The sequence below is a fragment of the Acetobacter sp. AAB5 genome, from assembly GCF_050106715.1.
In the GTDB taxonomy this organism is placed as follows: domain Bacteria; phylum Pseudomonadota; class Alphaproteobacteria; order Acetobacterales; family Acetobacteraceae; genus Acetobacter; species Acetobacter oryzifermentans.
The window spans coordinates 172,919-191,362 of sequence record NZ_JBNIEW010000002.1; the positions used below are offsets into that span (position 1 = coordinate 172,919).

The following is an 18,444-nucleotide window of genomic DNA, read 5'->3' on the forward strand; positions in this document are numbered from 1 at the left end:
AGGATGCAGCCGAGTGTAGCATTTCATGCACAACATGAAAGAGGCGATGTTCTTTATTGCCGAATATTTATGGCACGCGCCGCTTTTATTATGCGCTGGCCCCATTATCGGGCTGTGCATCGGGGGTGGGGCAGGCTTCTGCCGGGCCTTTCCAGAACACAATGCCCTCGTGCTTGGCGTGCGTATCTGGCTCTACATGAATATGCACCAGCGTGCTGCCCATGCTGGCGCGCAGGGCGGCTTCTATGCGGTCACAGATATCATGCGCGGTGTTAACGCTCATGGCGCCGGGCACCACCAGATGGAACTCCAAAAACGTAACAGCCCCCACAATGCGGGTGCGGATATCGTGCGCCTCAATCGCTCCTTTGCCGTTGGCGGCAATAATGGTGCGAATTTCTTCCATTGTTTCGGGTTCGGGGGCTTCATCCATCAGCCCGGAAACAGATTCGCGCATGACTTCCCAGCCTACGCGCAGCACGTTTATGGCCAAAAGCCCTGCCAGAATAGCATCCAGCCGCACCCAGCCGGTAAGCGGAATAAGGGTAACACCCACCACAAGGGCAACGCCTGTCCATACATCGGAAAGCACATGCTGCCCGCCTGCCACAAGGGCGGGAGAGCGGCGCTTTTGCCCCACCCGCAGCATAATAAGCCCCCATGCCAGATTAACCACGGTGGCAAGGGCGTTCAGCCCCAACCCCAGCCAGGGGGCCTTGGGTGGGTTGGGGTGCAGCCAGCCATGCACCGCTTCATCCCCAATAACAAAAGCTGTTACAATCACCAGCGCGCCTTCTGCCACGGCAGAAAGATATTCCGCCTTGTGGTGGCCGTAGGGGTGGTTGGTATCTGCTGGCATTTCAGCCACGCTTAGCGCCCACAGCCCTCCGGCGGCGGCTACCACGTTAATAATGGTTTCAAGCGCATCGGCATACAGGGCAATGCTGCCACTGGTGGCATAAGCGGCGTATTTGAGCCCCAGTGCGACAAAGCTGACACCAAGGCTAACAACAGCAATGCCACGATTGCTGGAGGGCAGGGGAAGTTCTGGCACGTAAACAACAATTCTGGCTGGCGTGGCGGCATAAAATGCGCGGGAAAGGGAAAGGCGTGTCAGACGGTGTGCGGGTCTGTTAAGGCGCAGGAGGGGGCATAATCTGCGGCTTCTATCTGCAAGGTAGGGTGCACAATGCCAAAGCGTTCACGCAGGGCGGCGGCGGCTTTTTCCAGCAGGGCGGTATCAGTTTCATGCACCGTGGCGGCGGTGCGCACCAAATGCACCGTTAGTGCTGTTTCCGTAGTGCTAATGGGCCAGATGTGCAGATCATGCAGATCCGCCACACCGGGCAGGGTGCGCAAAAAGCCTTCCACGGCCCCGGCATCCACCGTGCGGGGCACGGCATCCAGCGCCATATCCAGGGAATCCCGCAGCAAAGACCACGTGCTGGCCACCACAACAATGGAAATGGCCAAGCTTATGGCAGGGTCTATCCAGTTCAGGCCCGTTAGCAGCACCAAACCGCCCGCTATCACCACGGCAAGGGAGGTCACAGCATCTGCCATAAGGTGCATGAAGGCCGCGCGAATGTTGAGGTCTCCCTTCTGCCCAGAGGCAAAAAGCAGGGCGGTGGCGCCGTTCACCACAATGCCAAGGGCGGCCACAATCATCATGGTTTTGCCAGCCACGGGGGCGGGGTCAAACAAGCGGGTAATGGCTTCCCACGCTACGCCGCCTGTCACCAGCATTAACACCAGCGCGTTGGCCAGTGCCGCCAGAATGGATGAGCGCCGCAACCCATACGTAAACCGCAAAGAGGGCGAGCGTTGGGAAAGGTGCTGGGCCATCCATGCCGCCGCCAGCGCCAGCACATCGGAAAGGTTGTGCCCCGCATCGGCCAGCAATGCCAGCGAGTGCGAGAAAAAGCCCCACAGCGCTTCGGCCACCAGATAAAGGCTGTTGGCCGCAATACCTATGGCAAACGCTTTGCCGAAGGAGGCTGGCGTATGCACATGGGCGTGCCCAAAACCGTGGCTGTGCCCGCAGCTTCCACCCGCAGCATGGGTGTGCCCGGTATGGTCATCATGCCCGGCGTGATCATCATGGGCGTGATCATGCTCTCCCGCGCTGCATTCATGCGCGTGGGTGTGTGCATCTGCTGTGTGATCATGCCCTGCGGTGCAGGCTTCTGCATGGCTGTGCCCATCTGGCTGGCCCGGCGTGTGGTGCGCATGACCACAGGCTGAATCCGCAGGCTGGGAAGAGGGCATATGGTCGTGCGGCGAAGGCATGGGAAGGAGCATTCCTGAATGAATGGAACAATAATGGCCGGGCAGGCGCAAACCAACAGGACCAACCCGGTCTGTCTTATCTATGTCTGCTAAGGATGGCAGAGAAGGGCAACATCTTTTTTATGACCCACACCGCCAATATTGCGCCACACGGCAGAGCAGCTTAGGGAAAGAGCATAATTTTTTCACGCCTGTTTGAAAGGTAAGGGCACAGCGCATGCTCAGATTGACCGAATTACGGCTTCCGCTAGACCATTCGCCACAGGCGTTGGCACAGGCAATCTGCGAGCGGCTGAACATTACCCAAGATGCGTTGGAGCATTACAGTGTGTTCAAGCGCGGGCATGATGCCCGCAAGCGGGTGGCCATTAAGCTGGTTTATGCCGTGGATTGCACCGTAAAGGACGAGGCCGCCGTGCTGGCCCGTTACCGTGCCGCCCACCCCAAGGATAACCACGTACAGCCATCCCCCAACATGGAATGGGTGCCCCCTATTGCCAATGGGGCAGAGCTGGCTGCTCAGCCCGGATACAAGCGCCCTATTATTATAGGTGCCGGACCGTGCGGCTTTATGGCCGCCCTTGTGCTGGCGCGCATGGGCCTGCGCCCGCTGCTGCTGGAACGCGGCAAGGTGGTGCGTGAGCGCACGGTGGATACGTTTGCCTTATGGCGGCGCTCTGAACTTACACCAGAAAGCAACGTGCAGTTTGGTGAGGGCGGGGCCGGAACCTTTTCTGATGGCAAGTTGTATAGCCAGGTTAAGGACCCACGCTTTTTAGGCCGCAAGGTGCTGGAGGAATTTGTAAAAGCTGGTGCGCCGGAGGATATTCTATATCTGGCCCACCCACATATTGGCACGTTCCGCCTTGTTTCCATGGTGGAGCATATTCGGCGCGAGGTAGAGGAAGCAGGCGGGGAATACCGTTTTCAAACCCGTGTGGATGGGTTGGTGCTTAACCCGCAAACCCGCGCGGTAGAAGGTGTGCGCACTGCTGAGGGTGAGATCATACACTCCGATCACGTTATTCTGGCCGTGGGCCACAGCGCGCGTGATACGTTTGCCATGTTGCAGGCCGAAGATGTGGCCATGCAGGCCAAGCCGTTTTCCATTGGGGTGCGGATTGAGCACCCGCAATCGGTCATAGATGTGGCCCAGTTTGGCCCCAGCGCGGGAAACGAGCTTCTGGGCGCTGCGGAATATCGGCTGGTGCACCATGCCAGCAACGGGCGGGGCGTGTATTCCTTTTGCATGTGCCCCGGCGGCACCGTGGTGGCGGCTACTTCGGAAGAAGGGCAGGTGGTTACCAATGGCATGAGCCAGTATTCCCGCGCCGAGCGTAACGCCAATTCCGGCATGGTGGTGGAACTGCGCCCCGGTGTGGATTACCCGGATGACCCGCTGGCGGGCATGGCCTTTCAACGCCAATGGGAGCGCAAGGCGTTTGAGCTGGGCGGTGGAGATTACCGCGCCCCCGCCCAGCGTGTAGGAGATTTTCTGGCAGGCCGCCCCTCTACCACGTTGGGGGATGTTGTGCCCTCCTACAAACCGGGCGTAACCCCTACCGATCTTTCAAAATGCCTGCCCGATTTTGTGGTGGAAGCCCTGCGTGAGGCCCTGCCGAAGTTTGACCGCAAGATCCGCGGGTTTGCCATGGAAGACGCGGTGATGACCGGGGTTGAAACCCGCACATCCTCCCCCTTGCGTATTCCACGGAATGAGGGCGGGCAGTCCATCAACACGCCGGGCCTGTATCCGGCGGGTGAAGGGGCAGGTTATGCGGGTGGTATTCTCTCTGCCTCTATGGATGGTATCCGCATTGCGGAGGCCGTAGCCCTTAATCTGGCAGGCAAGCCTGTAACACTGCCGCCCCGTTAGGTTTTTTGCGCCTTCAGGGTGTGGAGGCGTTTTCTGTCTGGGTGGCAAATTCTTCCACCAGTTCCATAAACCGGCGCGGGGCATCTGCATGCACCCAATGGCCTGCGCCGTTGATTGTTTCCAGCCGATAATGCGGGAACAAATGGCGCATCTGTGGGTAATTGGTGGGCTGAATATAGGGTGATGTTTCCCCCCGAATAAACAGCGTGGGGCCACTATACTGCGCACTAGGGGGCAATGTGGGCCAGCCCATCATGGCGGGCATTCCGGCCAGAATATCGTGCATGCCAATGGCCCAGCCGGGGTTATCCCCCATACGGATGTTCTGGATCATCAATTGCCGCACGGCATCATTGGTTATCAGCGGGCGCAACAGCTCATCCGCGCTGCGCAAATCCAGATGCGGGGGAAAAACCAGCTTATCCAGCCCTGGCGGCAGGTCCATCCGGGCAAAGCCGCCCTGGCCGGGGGCAATATCCACCACCAGCAGGCTTTGCACGGCCTGTGGGTGAATAAGGGAGAGCATCATGGCGGTTTTGCCACCCATGGAATGGCCAAGCACCAAGGCTTTTTTGATGCCATGATGGTGCATGGTTTCCAGCACATCTTCCGCCATGGCGGGGTAGCTCATGGGGCCGTGGGGGCTGTTGCCGTGGTTGCGTAAATCCATTGCCAGCGTTTGGCGGGTAGCGGCCAGCTTACGTTGCACAAAACCCAGATTGCGCGCACGGCCAAACAGCCCGTGCAACAGCACAACCGGCGGCAGGGGAGAGGGGGCATCGGGGCCGCGTTCAATCACGTTCAGCAACACGGTGGCCGTATCCTTTTTTGCGTAAGGGCTGGTGTTATCCTTGCGGTTGTGCCGCGCTTTGCCCCGAAATGCGAGAGGGGGCGGCATGTTTTTTCTTCACCTTCCAGAGAGAGGGCAGGCGTGGCACAGTTGGGGGGATGGGCAACCCTTTAGCCGGCGGGCACGTTTGGTGTGAATGCTTTCTGGCGCTGGCCCACCATAGGTGTGCGTGGTGACACGCCACAGATAAAAACGGGAGAGCGCAAGCAATGCAGAGATGTCTTGTTATTCTCAGCCAGCAGGATCAGGCGGAAGTGCTGCTGAACATGGCCGCACAGTTTCTGGCCCGCGTAAACGGCAACCGCATGGATGTTCTGGCCGCGCGGGAACCCCCTACGCAGGTGCTGGGCAATATGGGCCTGACAGATGAAAGCGCTGCCGTGCTGCGCGAAAACCAGCGTGAATGGGCCGATAGCCTGCACACAATTTTCCACCGCTGGCTGGCGGAGGAATATGGTTCTGGCGCAGAACGGTTAAGCAAGGTGGAAGTAAACTGGCTGGACCCCGAAATTACGGTGGACAGAATTATCAGCGGTTATGGCAAGGATGCCGATTTGCTGATTATGAACTTTCCCGATAGCCGGGATAGTGACCAGAAAAAACTGGCGACCCGTTCAGCCATTTTTCAAACAGGCCGCCCCGTTCTGTTTGTGCCACCCTTTTGGGACCGCCCAAGTGGGGACCATATTCTGATGGCATGGAAAGATACGGATGGTTGCCGCAAGGCGTTTGCCTCTGCCCGCGTATTGCTGGCGCAGGCCAAACAGGTGGATGTGCTGCAAACACCGGCTTCTCCCATGCCAATGGATATATTGCCCGGCATTACGCCCGAACGGGTGGAGATGAAACCAAGTGATGATGCCAGCAAGGCCGCACAATCCATTCTGGATGAGGTAGATGCCCGGCGGGCGGATTTGTTGGTGATAGGCGGGTATCAGCACAACATGCTGTATAATCGGCTTATGGGCAGTGCTACGGATTATATTCTGGCCCACCCGGATGTGCCGGTCTTTTTGCAGCACTAACGCACATACAAGGGGCGTATTGTGTAGGAATACGGCTTCCCCTTTGCTAAGGCGGGCATATGCCCGCTTTTTCTTTTTTTGCTCGCCATCGGTTTTGTGCGCATTGGCCTGTGTGGCACGTGGTTGTGCTGGCATTGCTGCCCGTGCTGGTGCATCTGCCAGAACTTCTGGGCCCGATGCTGTGGGGTGGCGCAACGTCCGACCCTATTTCCGTGCTTTCGGCGGGCACGCAAACGCGGCGTAACTGGCTGGAAGGCGGCATTTTACCCGGTTTGCCGGGGTGGGTAGATGGCTGCGCGGGTGTTATTGTGCAGGCATTGGGCCATTTGGCCGCAGCAGATTGGCGGCATGGTATTTTGCCGTGGTGGAACCCGTATAGCGGCGTGGGCATGCCGCTGGCGGGGGAGTATCAGCCCGGCGCGTTCTTTTTGCCTTTTGTGCTGCTTTTAGGCCTGCCCGGCGGGCTTTTGCTGCTTAAAATTGCGCTGCAAATTCTGGCAGGTTTTTGCATGTACGCCCTGTTGCGCAAGCTAGGGCTGGATGCGCGCGTGGTGTTGGCCGGTGCCGTGCTGTGGGCGTTTAACGGCACGTTTGCGTGGGCATCGGATGGGCCAAGCCAGCCGCTGGCCTTTTTGCCTTTGGCCTTGCTGGGGGTGGAGGCGTTGCGTGGCACGGCACATGGTTGGGCCGGTATGCGTAACTGGGGCCTGCTGGCCCTTGGCTTGGGGGGTATGGTGCTTTCCAGCTTTCCCGAAACCGCGTTTTTGCAGGGCACACTGGTATTGTGCTGGGCTCTTTTGCGTCTGGCGCAACAGCCTGCGGGGGCACGCGCACCATTTGCCGCTGGCATTGCGGTTGGTGGCAGCACGGCCCTGCTTTTAGCTGCCCCGCAGCTTGTGGCGTTTGCCTCCTATTTGCCCCATGCGTGGGTGGGAGACCACGCAGCGGGTATTTCCATCACCCAGCCCATCACATGCTGGGCTATGGCGCTGTTTCCTTACATCAATGGCCCCATTTTTTACGGCCCGGCCTCTCGGTACGAGGCATGGTGGAGTGTTGGCGGATATTGGGGGGCTGTGCTGCCATTTTTGGCCCTTCTGGGCCTATGGGGGCGGCGAGACCGGGCGGCACGTATTATGCTGGCGGCCTATTTTGTGGCTTGTGTGGGCAAGCAGGCCAACCTGCCCGGCATAGCCCCGCTAATGGATATGATACCCGGTATAGCCCTCACGTTTTTTCATCGCTTTTGCTACCCGATGGAGGAAATGGCGCTTATTCTTCTGGCCGCCTTCGGGCTGGATGATGTGTGCCGCAATACCGCCGTTCGGGCGGGCGCGGGTGTTGCAAAACAACGTGTCACAAGCTGGTTGATATCCGCATGGCCTGCACTGTGCGCCGGTGGTGTTCTGCTGCTGTCCACCTATGCCGTGTGGCACTGGAACGCCCCCGCACGGGCCGATTTATGGGGCTTTGTGCAAGGGCCTGTGGCTTCTCGCTTTTATGCTTTTGGCTCTGTGCTGGCAGGTGGTGTGTTGGTGGCGCTGTGCCTTGCCGCGTTGCTATTGCCGGTTTTGGCCCGGTGGCGCTGTGCTGTTCTGGCAAGTGCTGTGGTGGCAGAAGCGCTTTTTCTGTTTTGCGTGCCGCTACTCTCCACCCGTAGCGTGCTGCCGGTAGATGCCACGCTTATCCACACCATGAAGGCACAAATCGGGCTGAACAGGTTTGTATCTCTCGGCGGGTTGGCTCCTAATTATGGTGCGTATTTTGGGCTGGCCTCTCTCAACCACAACGGCGTGCCCATGCCTGCTGCGTGGATTGCCCGTTTGCAGCAGGATTTTGGCGCAAACCTTAACCCCGTTACGTTTGATGGCATTACGCCCAACACCCCGAATGGGCACTTCTTTTTGCAGGATGTTCTGGGCCAAAAGCCGGAGGTGCTGGAACGCTTGGGCGTGGCTCTGGCAGTTGTGCCGCATGGTATGGCGCTACCGGGCCAGCAGGAGGCCCCCACCGAAAAACGTCTGCAATTGCTTTACAGCAGTGCAGCGAATGATCTGTACCGTCTGCCTCATCCCGCCCCGTATTTTGAGGCCGCAGAGGGCTGCGAGATCCACCCAATCTCCCGCACCGCACTTCGCACACATTGCCGCACGGTTGCCCCGCTTATTCGGCGCGAACTTATGTTGCCCGGTTGGCATGTGCGCATCAACGGGCAGGAAGCCCCCATTGGGTATGAAGAAAACCTGTTCCAGCGCATCACTTTGCCAAAAGGGGCCGCTGATATTTGTTTTTCCTTCACCCCACCCGGCATGGCGTGGGGCTGGGCGGGGCTGGTGTTTGGCTTGGGTTTGTTGGGATTGGGCTTTAGGCGCGGGCAAAAAAAGAAAAAGTCCTGATTTTTACAAAGCAAAAAGCCCATAAGGCTGCAACATTCCTTTTAATGTCTTACAGGTTTGCCAACCAGAACGCAGCGTGCCCCACCCACCGCACATTTTAAAAGGTGTTTACTTGTTGTGCGTTTTGCCGGGGGGCAGGCGCTTTTGCGTAGGCCGCGTTTAACGCCCCTGTGTTTCAGCTTGCAGGGTTTTGCGCGTAAACCACCAGCAGGCAGCCACAAAAGCAGCAGCGCCCAACACAGGCGGCAGGTTTGTGGGCACATAGTGCGCGATGGAGAGCACATCATCCTGCCCCAGCGCGCCAGAAAGCACGGCCAGCGCAACACCTGTCAGGCTTTCCCCCACAATAAAGCCAGAGGCCAGCATGGTGCCAATGGCGGCGTTGGCAGCAGGTTCTGTTTGGTGGTTTTGTGCCCTGCGGCTTTTGATGTGGTGTTTTAACCCCCAACCCAGAATAGCCCCAACAGCCAGCGTGATACTGACAGAGGCAGGCAGATACAGCCCCACCGCCACGCCCAAAGGCGGCAACGCCATATGGCGGCGGCGCAAAAGCTGATCTACCCCCACCAGAACAGCCCCCAGCACCATGCCAATGGAAAGCATGCTCCAATCCAGCGAGTGCGTAAAAATGCCGTTAGCGATCATGGCAATAAGCGCAGGCTGTGGGGCGGAAAGCGCATGAGTGGGGTCCATGCCCGGGCGGGGCATGGTGCCAGCAAAACCATAGGCCTGGTAAAGCAGGTTCAGCACGGGCGGAATAACCGCAGCCCCCACCACACAGCCTACAATCAGCGCCACTTCCTGCTTCCATGGTGATGCCCCAACAAGCTGCCCGGTTTTAAGATCTTGCAGGTTATCGTTGGAAATAGCCACCGTGGCCGTAATGGCCGAAAGCACCAAAATGGTAAACGCCGTGGCCAGTTTTTGCCCCTCGGCCATCATGCTGGTGGGGGTAAGGCCCAAGGCTTCCAGCGCCAGTATCATCAGGGCGGATAGCACAGCACCAATAATGATAATGCCCGATATGGGGGAGGAGGAAGACCCCACAATGCCCGCCATATACCCGCAGGCTGCCGCCATAATAAAACCGAACACAATGCAAAACAGCACAGCAGCGGCCACAACAGGCCAAAACCCCATCGCAACAGGGGCCAGAAAATACGCAAACAGCCCAGCCAGCATGGCGGCGGAAAGCAGCAGCAACAGCCCTATGCTGCGGCCAGACATATCGCGCTCTGCATCGGGCACCAGCGTTTGGCCGCGGCCTGTAAACATGGCGCGCAGCCCACGCAGCACAGGCGGCATAAGTTCCACCAATGTCCAGAGCGAGGCCACGGCAATGGCCCCCGCGCCAATAAAGCGCACCTTATGCAGCCATACATCATGCGCAAAGGCGGCAGGGGCCAGATGTTCCGGGTTGGGCAAATGGGCCGTTAACCACGGCACACCCATGCCCCACGCCAAAATGCAGCCCAGCAGCATGGCCAGCCCGCCCGCTATCCCCACCAGATAGCCCGCCCCAACAAGAGCGAGAGAAAGCCCGCCGGAAAACTGAAACACCGCAGCCCCAGCGGTGGCTGTAAGGGTGAGTGTATCGGCCAAAAGCCGCAGCCCAGCACTGGCGAATGAAAAAAGCGTGGCAATAACACCGCCGCCAATAAGGGCGCGCAGCCCGTGGCTATGGCCTTTTTCTGCCCCGGCGCGCAAAATTTCCGCCGCAGCCACGCCCTCTGGGTAAGGCAGGCTGCTTTCTGTAACCAGCGCGCGCCGTAGTGGAATGGTAAACAGCACGCCCAATATGCCCCCGGCGAGTGAAAGCCCCGCCGTTTGCCAGAACGGAAAGTTTTGCCAATACCCCGCCATGACCAGCCCCGGAAAGGTGGCAAACACGCAAGAAAGCGTACCCGCTGCCGAGGCTTGGCTTTGCACCATGTTGTTTTCCAAAATGGAGCCACCGCCCAGCATCCGCAGCACAGCCATGGAAATAACCGCAGCGGGAATAGAGGATGCAAACGTAAGCCCAATACGCAGGCCCAGATACACGTTGGAAGCGGTAAAAACGATGGTGATGAGTGCGCCCAGCACAAGCCCGCGCAGGGTGAGTTCTCGGCGGGTGGGGGATGGCGTCATGCTGGGGCCTCGGGCTGCTTGCTTGGTCTGGCTGTGGCAAGGCGGCCCGATGGATGCATGTGCAGGACATGCGTGGCGCGTGGGGCTGCCCCGTCTGGTTTGTATATGCTGCAAGCATTACGATGGACGGGGCAGTTTGTCTGTACCGCTGTGGCCCAATGGGTACAAAAGCGGGGGGTTAAAAGGTAAGTTCCAAGTTGCTCTGCACGAACGCGCCGGAGGATGCGCCCGCGTTAATCATGGTTTTGGAAGCAAAAATATATTCGCCATCAATGCTTAGCGTAATGTGGCGCGTGGCACGCCACGTAAAGCTGGCCTGCGGCATAGTGGCCGTATAGGCCCCATGTGGGCGCAGGTTATAAAAGGCTGTGCCGCTGGCATAAATGGCATCTTGTTTGCTGTTGCGCCACACCACGGGCACCTTCATCAGCAAGGTGGTGTTGGGGGTGGGGGAAACCGTGGCAATAGGCCCTACATCAATAATGTTGGATTGCCCGATATAGGTGCTGATATCCAGGTAGTAGGCGCTGGGCACGTAGGGTGAAAGAAAGCTGCCCCAGCTGCTGCTCTGGCTTTTGTTCATGTTGCCGCCAGAAACATCATCCACCTGAATCCCCACAGCAGGATGCCCCGCCCATTTGGCAAAACGCCATGAGAGTGTGGCGTTGATGGAATAAGCAGAAACAGGCCGTGTGGGGCCGCTTTTGGCCGCGCGGAATTCTCCCCCCTGCCACATGCCGCCAACAGAAAATTCAACAGGCCCGGCGTTACCCCATACGCGCATGCCCGGCGTATCACGGTGGGTAGAACCCGCAATGCTGCCGCCTGCTGCTGTGGGCAGAGAGCTGCTGGCCAGAATAATGCCGTAGTAAAAGCTATCTACAAACACCTGGCTGCTTTTGCCCAGAAACGAGAACTTGGGCAGCGCGTAGGATGTGTATGCCCCAAACAGACGAGACCTCCATCCCACGGTATCATGGAAGGCAATGGGCGGGCTGTTATCTGTTAGGGTCAGATAAAAGCCATCTATGCGAAAGTTCTTCCAAAAGGCATAGCCGCGCAGGCCGTTCCATGAATACGGCAGGGTGGGGTACACGCTTCCTGCTGTAAAATATGGGGGTGCATCCAAAAAGGTCATGCGCCCGGCCATGCCGCCTACGGTGGCGCCCAGCACTTTGCCGCGCACTTCTACAAACGCCTGCTGGGCATCCAGCTTGCTGCGCCAGCGGCCCCCGGCGTAGCCATAGTAGTTTACACCTGCGGCTTGCCCGCTCATCAGCTCCCCATACAGGCGGACGTGCTCGCCCAAGTGCAGGTCTGCACCCAGATTCCAGCGAAAGTTGTTGCGATAGGCAGGGTCTTTTTTGGTGGTGCCAAATCCTGCACGTTGATCATAAAAGTTGTGCTGGCGGAAGTTTCCGCTGAAGGACAGGTAGATATCTCCTTCCTGATTGAAGGGAATGTATTTCAGCGCATCCATGGCATCTATGCGGTTGCGCTTGTCCCGCAGGCTGGACCAATCCTCCGCCCACCGCGAAACAGCATAATACCCCACGGTGCCAAACCCTGCGGCAGCCCCGGTATTGGCGTTAAATACCCCCCACGGCCCTTGGTGCAGCAGGGCTGTAGATAAAGGGGAAAGCTCCAAAGATTGCGGCTGACCATATGCTTCTGGTCGGCTGGTGAGCGGGGGCAGCAGGCGTGCATTATCCCAAAACCCCGGCTTGGCGGCAGGTGTGGCAGAGGATGTAACTTCTGCTGGGGCTTCCTTGGCGGGCACAACAGTTGTTGGTGTTGTGCGCACAACGGCAGGTGTGTGCGGGTAATGCAGATGCGCGGCGTTAGGGGCTGTTTCTGCCGCTGTAGCGTAGGGGGCAAGCCACACCGCAAATCCGGCGGCAGAGGCTGCAAGCAGGGCGTGCAGGCCAAAGGCAGGCCAATAAACTGGCGTGCGGGCAGGTAGGGCAGGAGAAGAAAAAGCCGGACAGTAAACGGCGGCAATGGCCTGTCCGGGACGAGAAAATCCGGGGTATGCGGTCATGGGCCGGGGTTCGCTTCTTGTTATTTTTTTTTTGGGAGATATTCTAATAATGAATATCTAATATTTAGATGCTACCACTTCACGCGCTCAGGTCATATCTAAATTGCGTGTGGTGCATTTCTAGCTTGTAGAGCGTTTGGGGCTGAAAAGGCGCGCATAGACCGGCTGAAACTGGCAGTATTTCTTGGTTTTTTGTGCCAGCTTCAGGGTTTCATAAAAACTGATTTAAGAAATAAACAAAAAAGTGTTCAGCCATCCAGCCTGTTCAGGCACCGTTGCGCACGGTCAGACAGATGAACATCATGCACATGGGCCACGGCTTGGCGGGCTTGTTGGCGCCATGTGTGGCTCATGCCTATGGGGGAACACACAGCCTGCAAATCTGCCTGTATGGACGTACCTTGCTTGGTAGCGGCCAGCACAACAGCCGGGTGCTTGGGCAGGGCTGCCTGCATGGTTTTGTAAAGTGTACGCGTTGTGCGCGAATCTGCAGATGGCAAAAGCGCAGGCACAAGGCGCGCGGCATCGGGCTGGCCAGAGGTTACGGCGTGCTGCACATCCGCCCAGCCTTTTTGGCGGGAGAGGGCCTGAGCTGTTTGGGCCGCGCCATCATGTTCCACCATGTTGAGAATATGGGCTGTGCGTTCTGGTTGCATTGGGGGCGGTGGCGCATGTTGCAGGGCAAAAAGGCACATTCCAACAGGCACGCAGGCAGAAAGCATCGGCACAAGAGCACGCAAGAAACGCAAGGGCAGATCCTCCTCTAACCAGTAAGTGACATGCACAGCAGAAAGTGGCGGCGGCAGGGCAATGCTGCGGAAAGGTTGCGGCAGCGTGGGTGGTTGTCCTATAGCGGGGCCACAGATCGGAAAGGCGACCGCGCCAGTGCCCGGTTGCTCCACCGTTTTCGGGCGGAGTGGCCCGTGCCTGCGCGGTTTGCCTTATTTTGGCGCAAAGTTATGCCAGCAGGAAAAGAATGACATGAGCGGTTCCATATCTCCTTCAGAAATCACCCGGCTCCAGACAGCTCTGCGCAGGCTGCTGGGTTCCGAAAAGCTGACCATCAACCCCGCACCCCGTGCAGGTATGTCTGTTGAACTGGCAGCAGATGGTGAAGTGATCGGCACCATCCATCGTGATGATGAAGATGGTGATGTGTCCTACGCCGTAAATATTGTGGTGCTGGAAGAAGACCTGCCCGCCGCCAAATAAATCTGGCGCAACGGCTTGCAAGGCCACTTCATACGTAGGCAGGCAGTACGCTGCCGCCTGCGGGTGGGTGGCCTTTTTTATAAGGGCCACCCACATATAGGCTAGGGTGCAGGCGGGTTAGAGTTCAGGCGTTGGATGGCGCGGCAGAGGCCTGAAGCACTGGAGCCCGCGCAGTGGGGAATTCCACATTGGTAATTTTCCAGCGCCACCCCTGTATCCGCATTTCAATGCGCAGGGGTGTTTCACGCTCATGCCCTGGCAGGGGCACTTCCGCCACAAACTGATCAAGCCGTGCAAACCTTACGGACGCATGAGCCGCCAGAGAGGCGAAGGAAATATTGGGCTGGCTGACAGGCACAGCCGCCGGAATGGCCTGATCTACCAGCATGCCCAGATTGTTTTGCGTTACCGTGGTATCCACAGCGTTGGAAACAGCCGTGGCAGCAAAGGATTCACCAAATTCGGGCAGATCGTCCGATGCCGGGATAAGGTGCAGGCCATTAAGCGTTTGGTGCTTGATGGAGGCATCTAACGCCCCCCAGTTAATAACTTGCCCAAGGGCCGCCATATCGTGCGTGTGCAGGGCAGAACCCACGCTCCACAGCGTTACAAAAGGGGAAGCCAGATACACACCCAGTGCAGCTGCGGCTGAGGCAACACATATCCCCCGCGCGGTCTGGCGCGGGGTCAGACTGGCTGCTCGGGCAGGCTGCCCGAACTGAGGAAGGGATATCATGTTTGCATTCCTCTTATGTTGATTTTGCAGGTTACTATAACAGAAGCATACCTCTGATGCACACTAACATGTCATGTTTTCGTTGTTATTACAAAAACGTGATTTTTGCCGCAACACGAAGCATGTTGGCTGTTTAACGCCATTCTGACCGATCGGTTCACTGCCTTTTTTACTTTTTTTCAGGACGCCCCACCATGATTTCGCAGTTTTCTGAAGACGAGATCCAGCGCTATTCTCGCCACATTCTTTTGCCCGAGGTTGGCGGAATCGGGCAGATGGCGCTGAAAGGGGCTTCCGTGCTGATTATTGGTGCGGGGGGCTTGGGGTCACCCGCAGCGCTGTATCTGGCAGCGGCCGGTGTGGGGCGCATTGGGCTGGTGGATGATGATGTGGTGGAGCTTTCCAACCTTCAGCGTCAAATTCTGCATGCCACGGCCGATGTGGGGCGCAGGAAGATAGATTCCGCCCGCACCACGCTAGAGGCGCTTAACCCCGGCATTGTAGTAGAAACATACCCCCAGCGGCTGGATGCCACCACGGCGGAAGGGCTGATAAGCCAGTACGATCTGGTGTGTGATGGGTGCGATAACTTTGCCACCCGCTACGTGGTAAACGCTGCCTGCGTAAAAACCCGCAAAGTGCTTGTTTCTGCCGCCGTGCAGCGGTTTGAAGGCCAGCTTTCCACTTTTCGCCCGTGGCGTGGCGGCCCGTGTTACCATTGCCTTTACCCACAAACCGATGGTGAAGCCTCTGGCCTGAGCTGTGGTGAGGCCGGGGTATTTGGGGCCGTAACGGGTGTTATGGGCACGCTGCAAGCCACAGAAGCCCTGAAGGAGCTTTTGAACATAGGGCAAAGCATGGCCGGGCGTTTGCTTATGTGGGATGCCCTGCGCACCCGCTTTACCACCATTATGCTGGAGGCAGACCCCAACTGCCCTGTTTGCGGCGGCATGGGGGCGGAACAGGCCTGCACGCCCCAGCAACAGGCCGCACCTTCAGCCGGGTAAACTGGCGCACTGGCATACATGCCTGCGACTCCTGATGCCACGTGTATGCGCGGCACGTTACAGCAGCAGAAAACACAGGCCTGACACACTGGGGCTGCACCAGCATGGCATGTTGGGCATAGGGCGTGTATGCAGGGCATGTCTGGCGGGAATATAAGGTTTGGCTTAGATTTGCCGCAGCTTTGGCAGGGCGGGGTATGCCACCTTATCTGCCTTCGCGCATGGGATAAGAAGCGATGCCTCTTGCCCCGGCGCGTCTCTCTTGGCAGGGATGCAGGCATGATGTTCACACGCTCTTCCATTTTCCGGCTTCACCTGCTGGCCTGTGCGGCAGGCTGTGCCGTGGCTTTTGCCAGTGTTCCCACGGTTTCTGCCCAGGCGGCAGAGCAGAAAAAAACCACGGCGCACAGCCACCACACTCATCATGCCGGAGCCACGCATGAAGGTGCTTCTGCCAAAGCCGGAAAAAAGGCTTCCGCCAAGTCAGACAGTGCTAAGTCAGACAGTGCAGATGCCAAGGCCGAGCACGCTAAAAAGAGCAAGCATCATAAAAAGCACCATGCCGCAGGGCACGAGGCCGCGCACACGGCGGCCGCCAAGCACCACCCCGCCGCCACGGCTGCTGCCGGCGCCGCAGTGGGGGCGGGTGCCGTAGCCGCTGGCACTGCCGCAGCAGATGCCGCAAACCCGGCCACACCTCCGGCAGATGCCGCGCCAGAACCACCAAAAGGCACCGTAACGGGCCTGCCGCTGCCACGTTATGCGGCATTGCGGGCGGATGAAGTGAACATGCGTGCCGGGCCGGGGCAGCGTTTCCCCATTATCTGGGTGTATCATCGCCGTGGGATGCCAATGCGTATCGAGCGTGAATTTGATGTGTGGCGTCTGGTAGAAGACCCCACAGGCCAGAAAGGCTGGATGCAGCAGGCCACCCTTGCGGGCGGGCGAGATTTTCTGGTGCCGGGTGAACCCCCGGGGGATGATGCCCCTATTGCCCCCAAGCTAGACAAGAATGGTGAAAAAATTCCCGCATCCGGCCACATGGATACGCGCGTTGTAGAAACAGTGCCCACGTTGGATGATGCCAAAAGCATTGCGGGGGCCGTTATGCTCCGCGCAAGTGCCAGCGATGATGCCCCCGTTGTAGCTGTGCTGAAACCCGGTGCGGTAGGCTCTGTTAAGGAATGTGCGGCGGGGTCTGCGTGGTGCAGGGTTTCCGTCAAACAATATAATGGCTGGGTGCCGCGTAAGGCCATCTGGGGTGTAGATGCTGATGAGGCCGTTAACCCCTCCTGAAAGACCCCGGCGGACTAGAAGGAGAAACAGATATGGCTGAATCCACACAACAGGGTGCGGGCGCAGAACAGGCGCAAACATGCCGTACTAAAATTGTGGCCACACTCGGCCCGGCTTCTTCAGATTATGCAACCATCCGCGATCTGGCTTTGGCCGGGGCGGATGTGTTCCGCTTCAACTTCTCCCACGGCACGCATGAAGATCATGCCGCCCGCCACGCCATTGTGCGGCAGGTAGAGGCAGAACTGGGCACTCCCATTGGTATTCTGGCCGATATGCAGGGGCCAAAGCTGCGCGTGGGCCGTTTTGCCGCAGGCCGTGTTACCCTACAGCCCGGTGCGGCCTTTCGGTTTGATCTGTCTGACACACCGGGGGATGAACACCGCGTTAACCTGCCACACCCAGAAATTATCAGTGCCGTGCGCCCCGGCAGCCGCCTGCTGATGGATGATGGCAAGCTGGCTGTTGTGGTGGAAAAGGTAGGGCCAGACTGGATAGAAACGCGGGTGGATGTAGGTGGCCCGCTTTCTGACCATAAAGGCGTGAACGTGCCGGATGTGGCGCTGCCTATTCCCGCTCTTACGGAAAAAGACCGCAAGGATCTGGCTTTTGCGTTGGATCTGGGGGTGGATTACGTAGCCCTTTCCTTTGTGCAGCGGGCCGAGGATGTGGCGCAGGCCCGTGCGCTGGTGGGTGAACGCGCCGCCGTGCTGGCCAAGCTGGAAAAACCGCAGGCAGTTGAAAATCTGGATGCCATTCTGGCGCTGTCTGATGCGGTGATGGTGGCGCGTGGAGATTTGGGCGTTGAACTCCCGCCCGAAACCGTGCCGCTGGTGCAAAAGCGCATTATTCGTGCGGCCCGCAGGCTGGGCAAACCCGTTGTGGTGGCCACCCAGATGTTGGAAAGCATGATTTCCGCCCCAACCCCCACACGGGCCGAGGCATCGGATGTGGCAACCGCCGTGTTTGATGGTGCAGATGCGGTGATGCTTTCTGCCGAATCCGCAGCGGGCAAATATCCGCGTGAGGCTGTGCGGATTATGAACCGTATTTTATGGCGGGTGGAAGAAGATGCCGGTTGGCAGGCCCACATGGCCGCCGCCCGTCTGGCCCCAGAAGATTACGTGGCCGATGCCATTGCCAGCGCCGTGCAGCAGGTGGCGGATACGCTCAAGGCTCCGGCCATTGTGGCCTATACGCACCGTGGCCCCACGGCGCTGCGTATTGCGCGTGAACGGCCCACATGCCCCATTCTGGGTATTACCCCCACGCACACATCTGCCCGGCGCATGGCGTTGGTGTGGGGCGTGCGGGCCTTTGTAAGCGCACCGCATAAACCCACAACCACGGTGGAAGATGTGGTGGAAGCAGCGCTGGATGTCGTGAACCGTGCTGGCATAGGGCAGGAAGGTGATTCCGTAGTGATAGCCGCTGGCGTGCCCTTTGGCGTAAGCGGTTCTACCAACCTTTTGCGTGTGGCGCGTATTGGCTGAAACCCGTGTAAGGCAAAGGGTTTGCAATGGCCCTTTGCCTTTGCACAAAGGGGTTGCCACAGCAAAGGGGTGACAGTGCAGGGCCAAGGCAGT

General features: G+C 58.5%; 14 protein-coding genes. 7 read left to right on the top strand and 7 right to left on the bottom strand.

Features of this window, described 5'->3' with window-relative positions:
• Positions 1-88: 88 nt before the first annotated feature.
• A complete protein-coding gene (locus ACP7IZ_RS03000; RefSeq protein WP_426847785.1) occupies positions 89-1,054 on the bottom strand; it encodes a cation diffusion facilitator family transporter in 966 nt (321 codons plus the stop codon).
• Positions 1,055-1,113: 59 nt separating this feature from the next.
• The gene (locus ACP7IZ_RS03005; RefSeq protein WP_426847786.1) at positions 1,114-2,301 is read right to left on the bottom strand and encodes a cation diffusion facilitator family transporter; all 1,188 of its coding nucleotides are present in this window, start codon (positions 2,299-2,301) and stop codon (positions 1,114-1,116) included.
• A gap of 205 nt (positions 2,302-2,506) precedes the next feature.
• Between ACP7IZ_RS03005 and ACP7IZ_RS03010 the strand changes: the two genes are divergently transcribed.
• Positions 2,507-4,165: an NAD(P)/FAD-dependent oxidoreductase gene (locus ACP7IZ_RS03010; RefSeq protein ID WP_426847787.1), complete on the top strand. Its 1,659-nt coding sequence runs from the start codon at positions 2,507-2,509 to the stop codon at positions 4,163-4,165.
• Positions 4,166-4,178: 13 nt separating this feature from the next.
• On the opposite strand, the gene ACP7IZ_RS03015 is transcribed toward ACP7IZ_RS03010, so the two are convergent.
• The gene (locus ACP7IZ_RS03015; RefSeq protein ID WP_426847949.1) at positions 4,179-4,976 is read right to left on the bottom strand and encodes an alpha/beta fold hydrolase; all 798 of its coding nucleotides are present in this window, start codon (positions 4,974-4,976) and stop codon (positions 4,179-4,181) included.
• Positions 4,977-5,224: 248 nt separating this feature from the next.
• On the opposite strand from ACP7IZ_RS03015, the gene ACP7IZ_RS03020 reads away from it, so the two are divergent.
• Positions 5,225-6,040: a universal stress protein gene (locus ACP7IZ_RS03020; RefSeq protein ID WP_426847788.1), complete on the top strand. Its 816-nt coding sequence runs from the start codon at positions 5,225-5,227 to the stop codon at positions 6,038-6,040.
• Between the two features lie 59 nt (positions 6,041-6,099).
• Entirely contained in the window at positions 6,100-8,436 is a 2,337-nt protein-coding gene (locus ACP7IZ_RS03025) for a hypothetical protein (RefSeq protein WP_426847789.1), read from the top strand.
• Between the two features lie 159 nt (positions 8,437-8,595).
• Here the strand turns inward: ACP7IZ_RS03025 and ACP7IZ_RS03030 are convergent, their stop codons facing one another.
• The 3 genes from ACP7IZ_RS03030 to ACP7IZ_RS03040 all read right to left on the bottom strand — a co-directional run bounded on the left by ACP7IZ_RS03030 (position 8,596) and on the right by ACP7IZ_RS03040 (position 13,509).
• Complete coding sequence (locus ACP7IZ_RS03030; RefSeq protein WP_426847790.1) at positions 8,596-10,566, bottom strand: OPT family oligopeptide transporter; 1,971 nt, start codon at positions 10,564-10,566, stop codon at positions 8,596-8,598.
• 178 nt (positions 10,567-10,744) lie between these two features.
• Positions 10,745-12,607, bottom strand: coding sequence for an alginate export family protein (locus ACP7IZ_RS03035; protein ID WP_426847791.1), 1,863 nt, complete (start codon positions 12,605-12,607; stop codon positions 10,745-10,747).
• A 248-nt stretch (positions 12,608-12,855) separates the two neighbouring features.
• A complete protein-coding gene (locus ACP7IZ_RS03040; RefSeq protein WP_426847792.1) occupies positions 12,856-13,509 on the bottom strand; it encodes a hypothetical protein in 654 nt (217 codons plus the stop codon).
• 79 nt (positions 13,510-13,588) lie between these two features.
• Here ACP7IZ_RS03040 and ACP7IZ_RS03045 point away from each other — a divergent pair, with 79 nt between their 5' ends.
• The gene (locus ACP7IZ_RS03045; protein ID WP_006117133.1) at positions 13,589-13,819 is read left to right on the top strand and encodes a DUF3126 family protein; all 231 of its coding nucleotides are present in this window, start codon (positions 13,589-13,591) and stop codon (positions 13,817-13,819) included.
• A 124-nt stretch (positions 13,820-13,943) separates the two neighbouring features.
• Here the strand turns inward: ACP7IZ_RS03045 and ACP7IZ_RS03050 are convergent, their stop codons facing one another.
• Positions 13,944-14,555 carry a DUF2939 domain-containing protein gene (locus tag ACP7IZ_RS03050; protein WP_426847793.1) on the bottom strand — a complete coding sequence of 204 codons (612 nt, stop codon included), beginning with the start codon at positions 14,553-14,555 and terminating at the stop codon, positions 13,944-13,946.
• Positions 14,556-14,749: 194 nt separating this feature from the next.
• On the opposite strand from ACP7IZ_RS03050, the gene ACP7IZ_RS03055 reads away from it, so the two are divergent.
• The 3 genes from ACP7IZ_RS03055 (at position 14,750) to pyk (ending at position 18,351) form a co-directional block, all read left to right on the top strand.
• Positions 14,750-15,562, top strand: a complete 813-nt coding sequence (locus ACP7IZ_RS03055) for a HesA/MoeB/ThiF family protein (protein ID WP_426847794.1) — start codon at positions 14,750-14,752, stop codon at positions 15,560-15,562.
• A gap of 279 nt (positions 15,563-15,841) precedes the next feature.
• Complete coding sequence (locus ACP7IZ_RS03060) at positions 15,842-16,858, top strand: SH3 domain-containing protein (protein WP_426847795.1); 1,017 nt, start codon at positions 15,842-15,844, stop codon at positions 16,856-16,858.
• Positions 16,859-16,890: 32 nt separating this feature from the next.
• Positions 16,891-18,351, top strand: a complete 1,461-nt coding sequence (gene pyk / locus ACP7IZ_RS03065; RefSeq protein ID WP_426847796.1) for a pyruvate kinase — start codon at positions 16,891-16,893, stop codon at positions 18,349-18,351.
• The last annotated feature ends 93 nt before the right edge of the window (positions 18,352-18,444 follow it).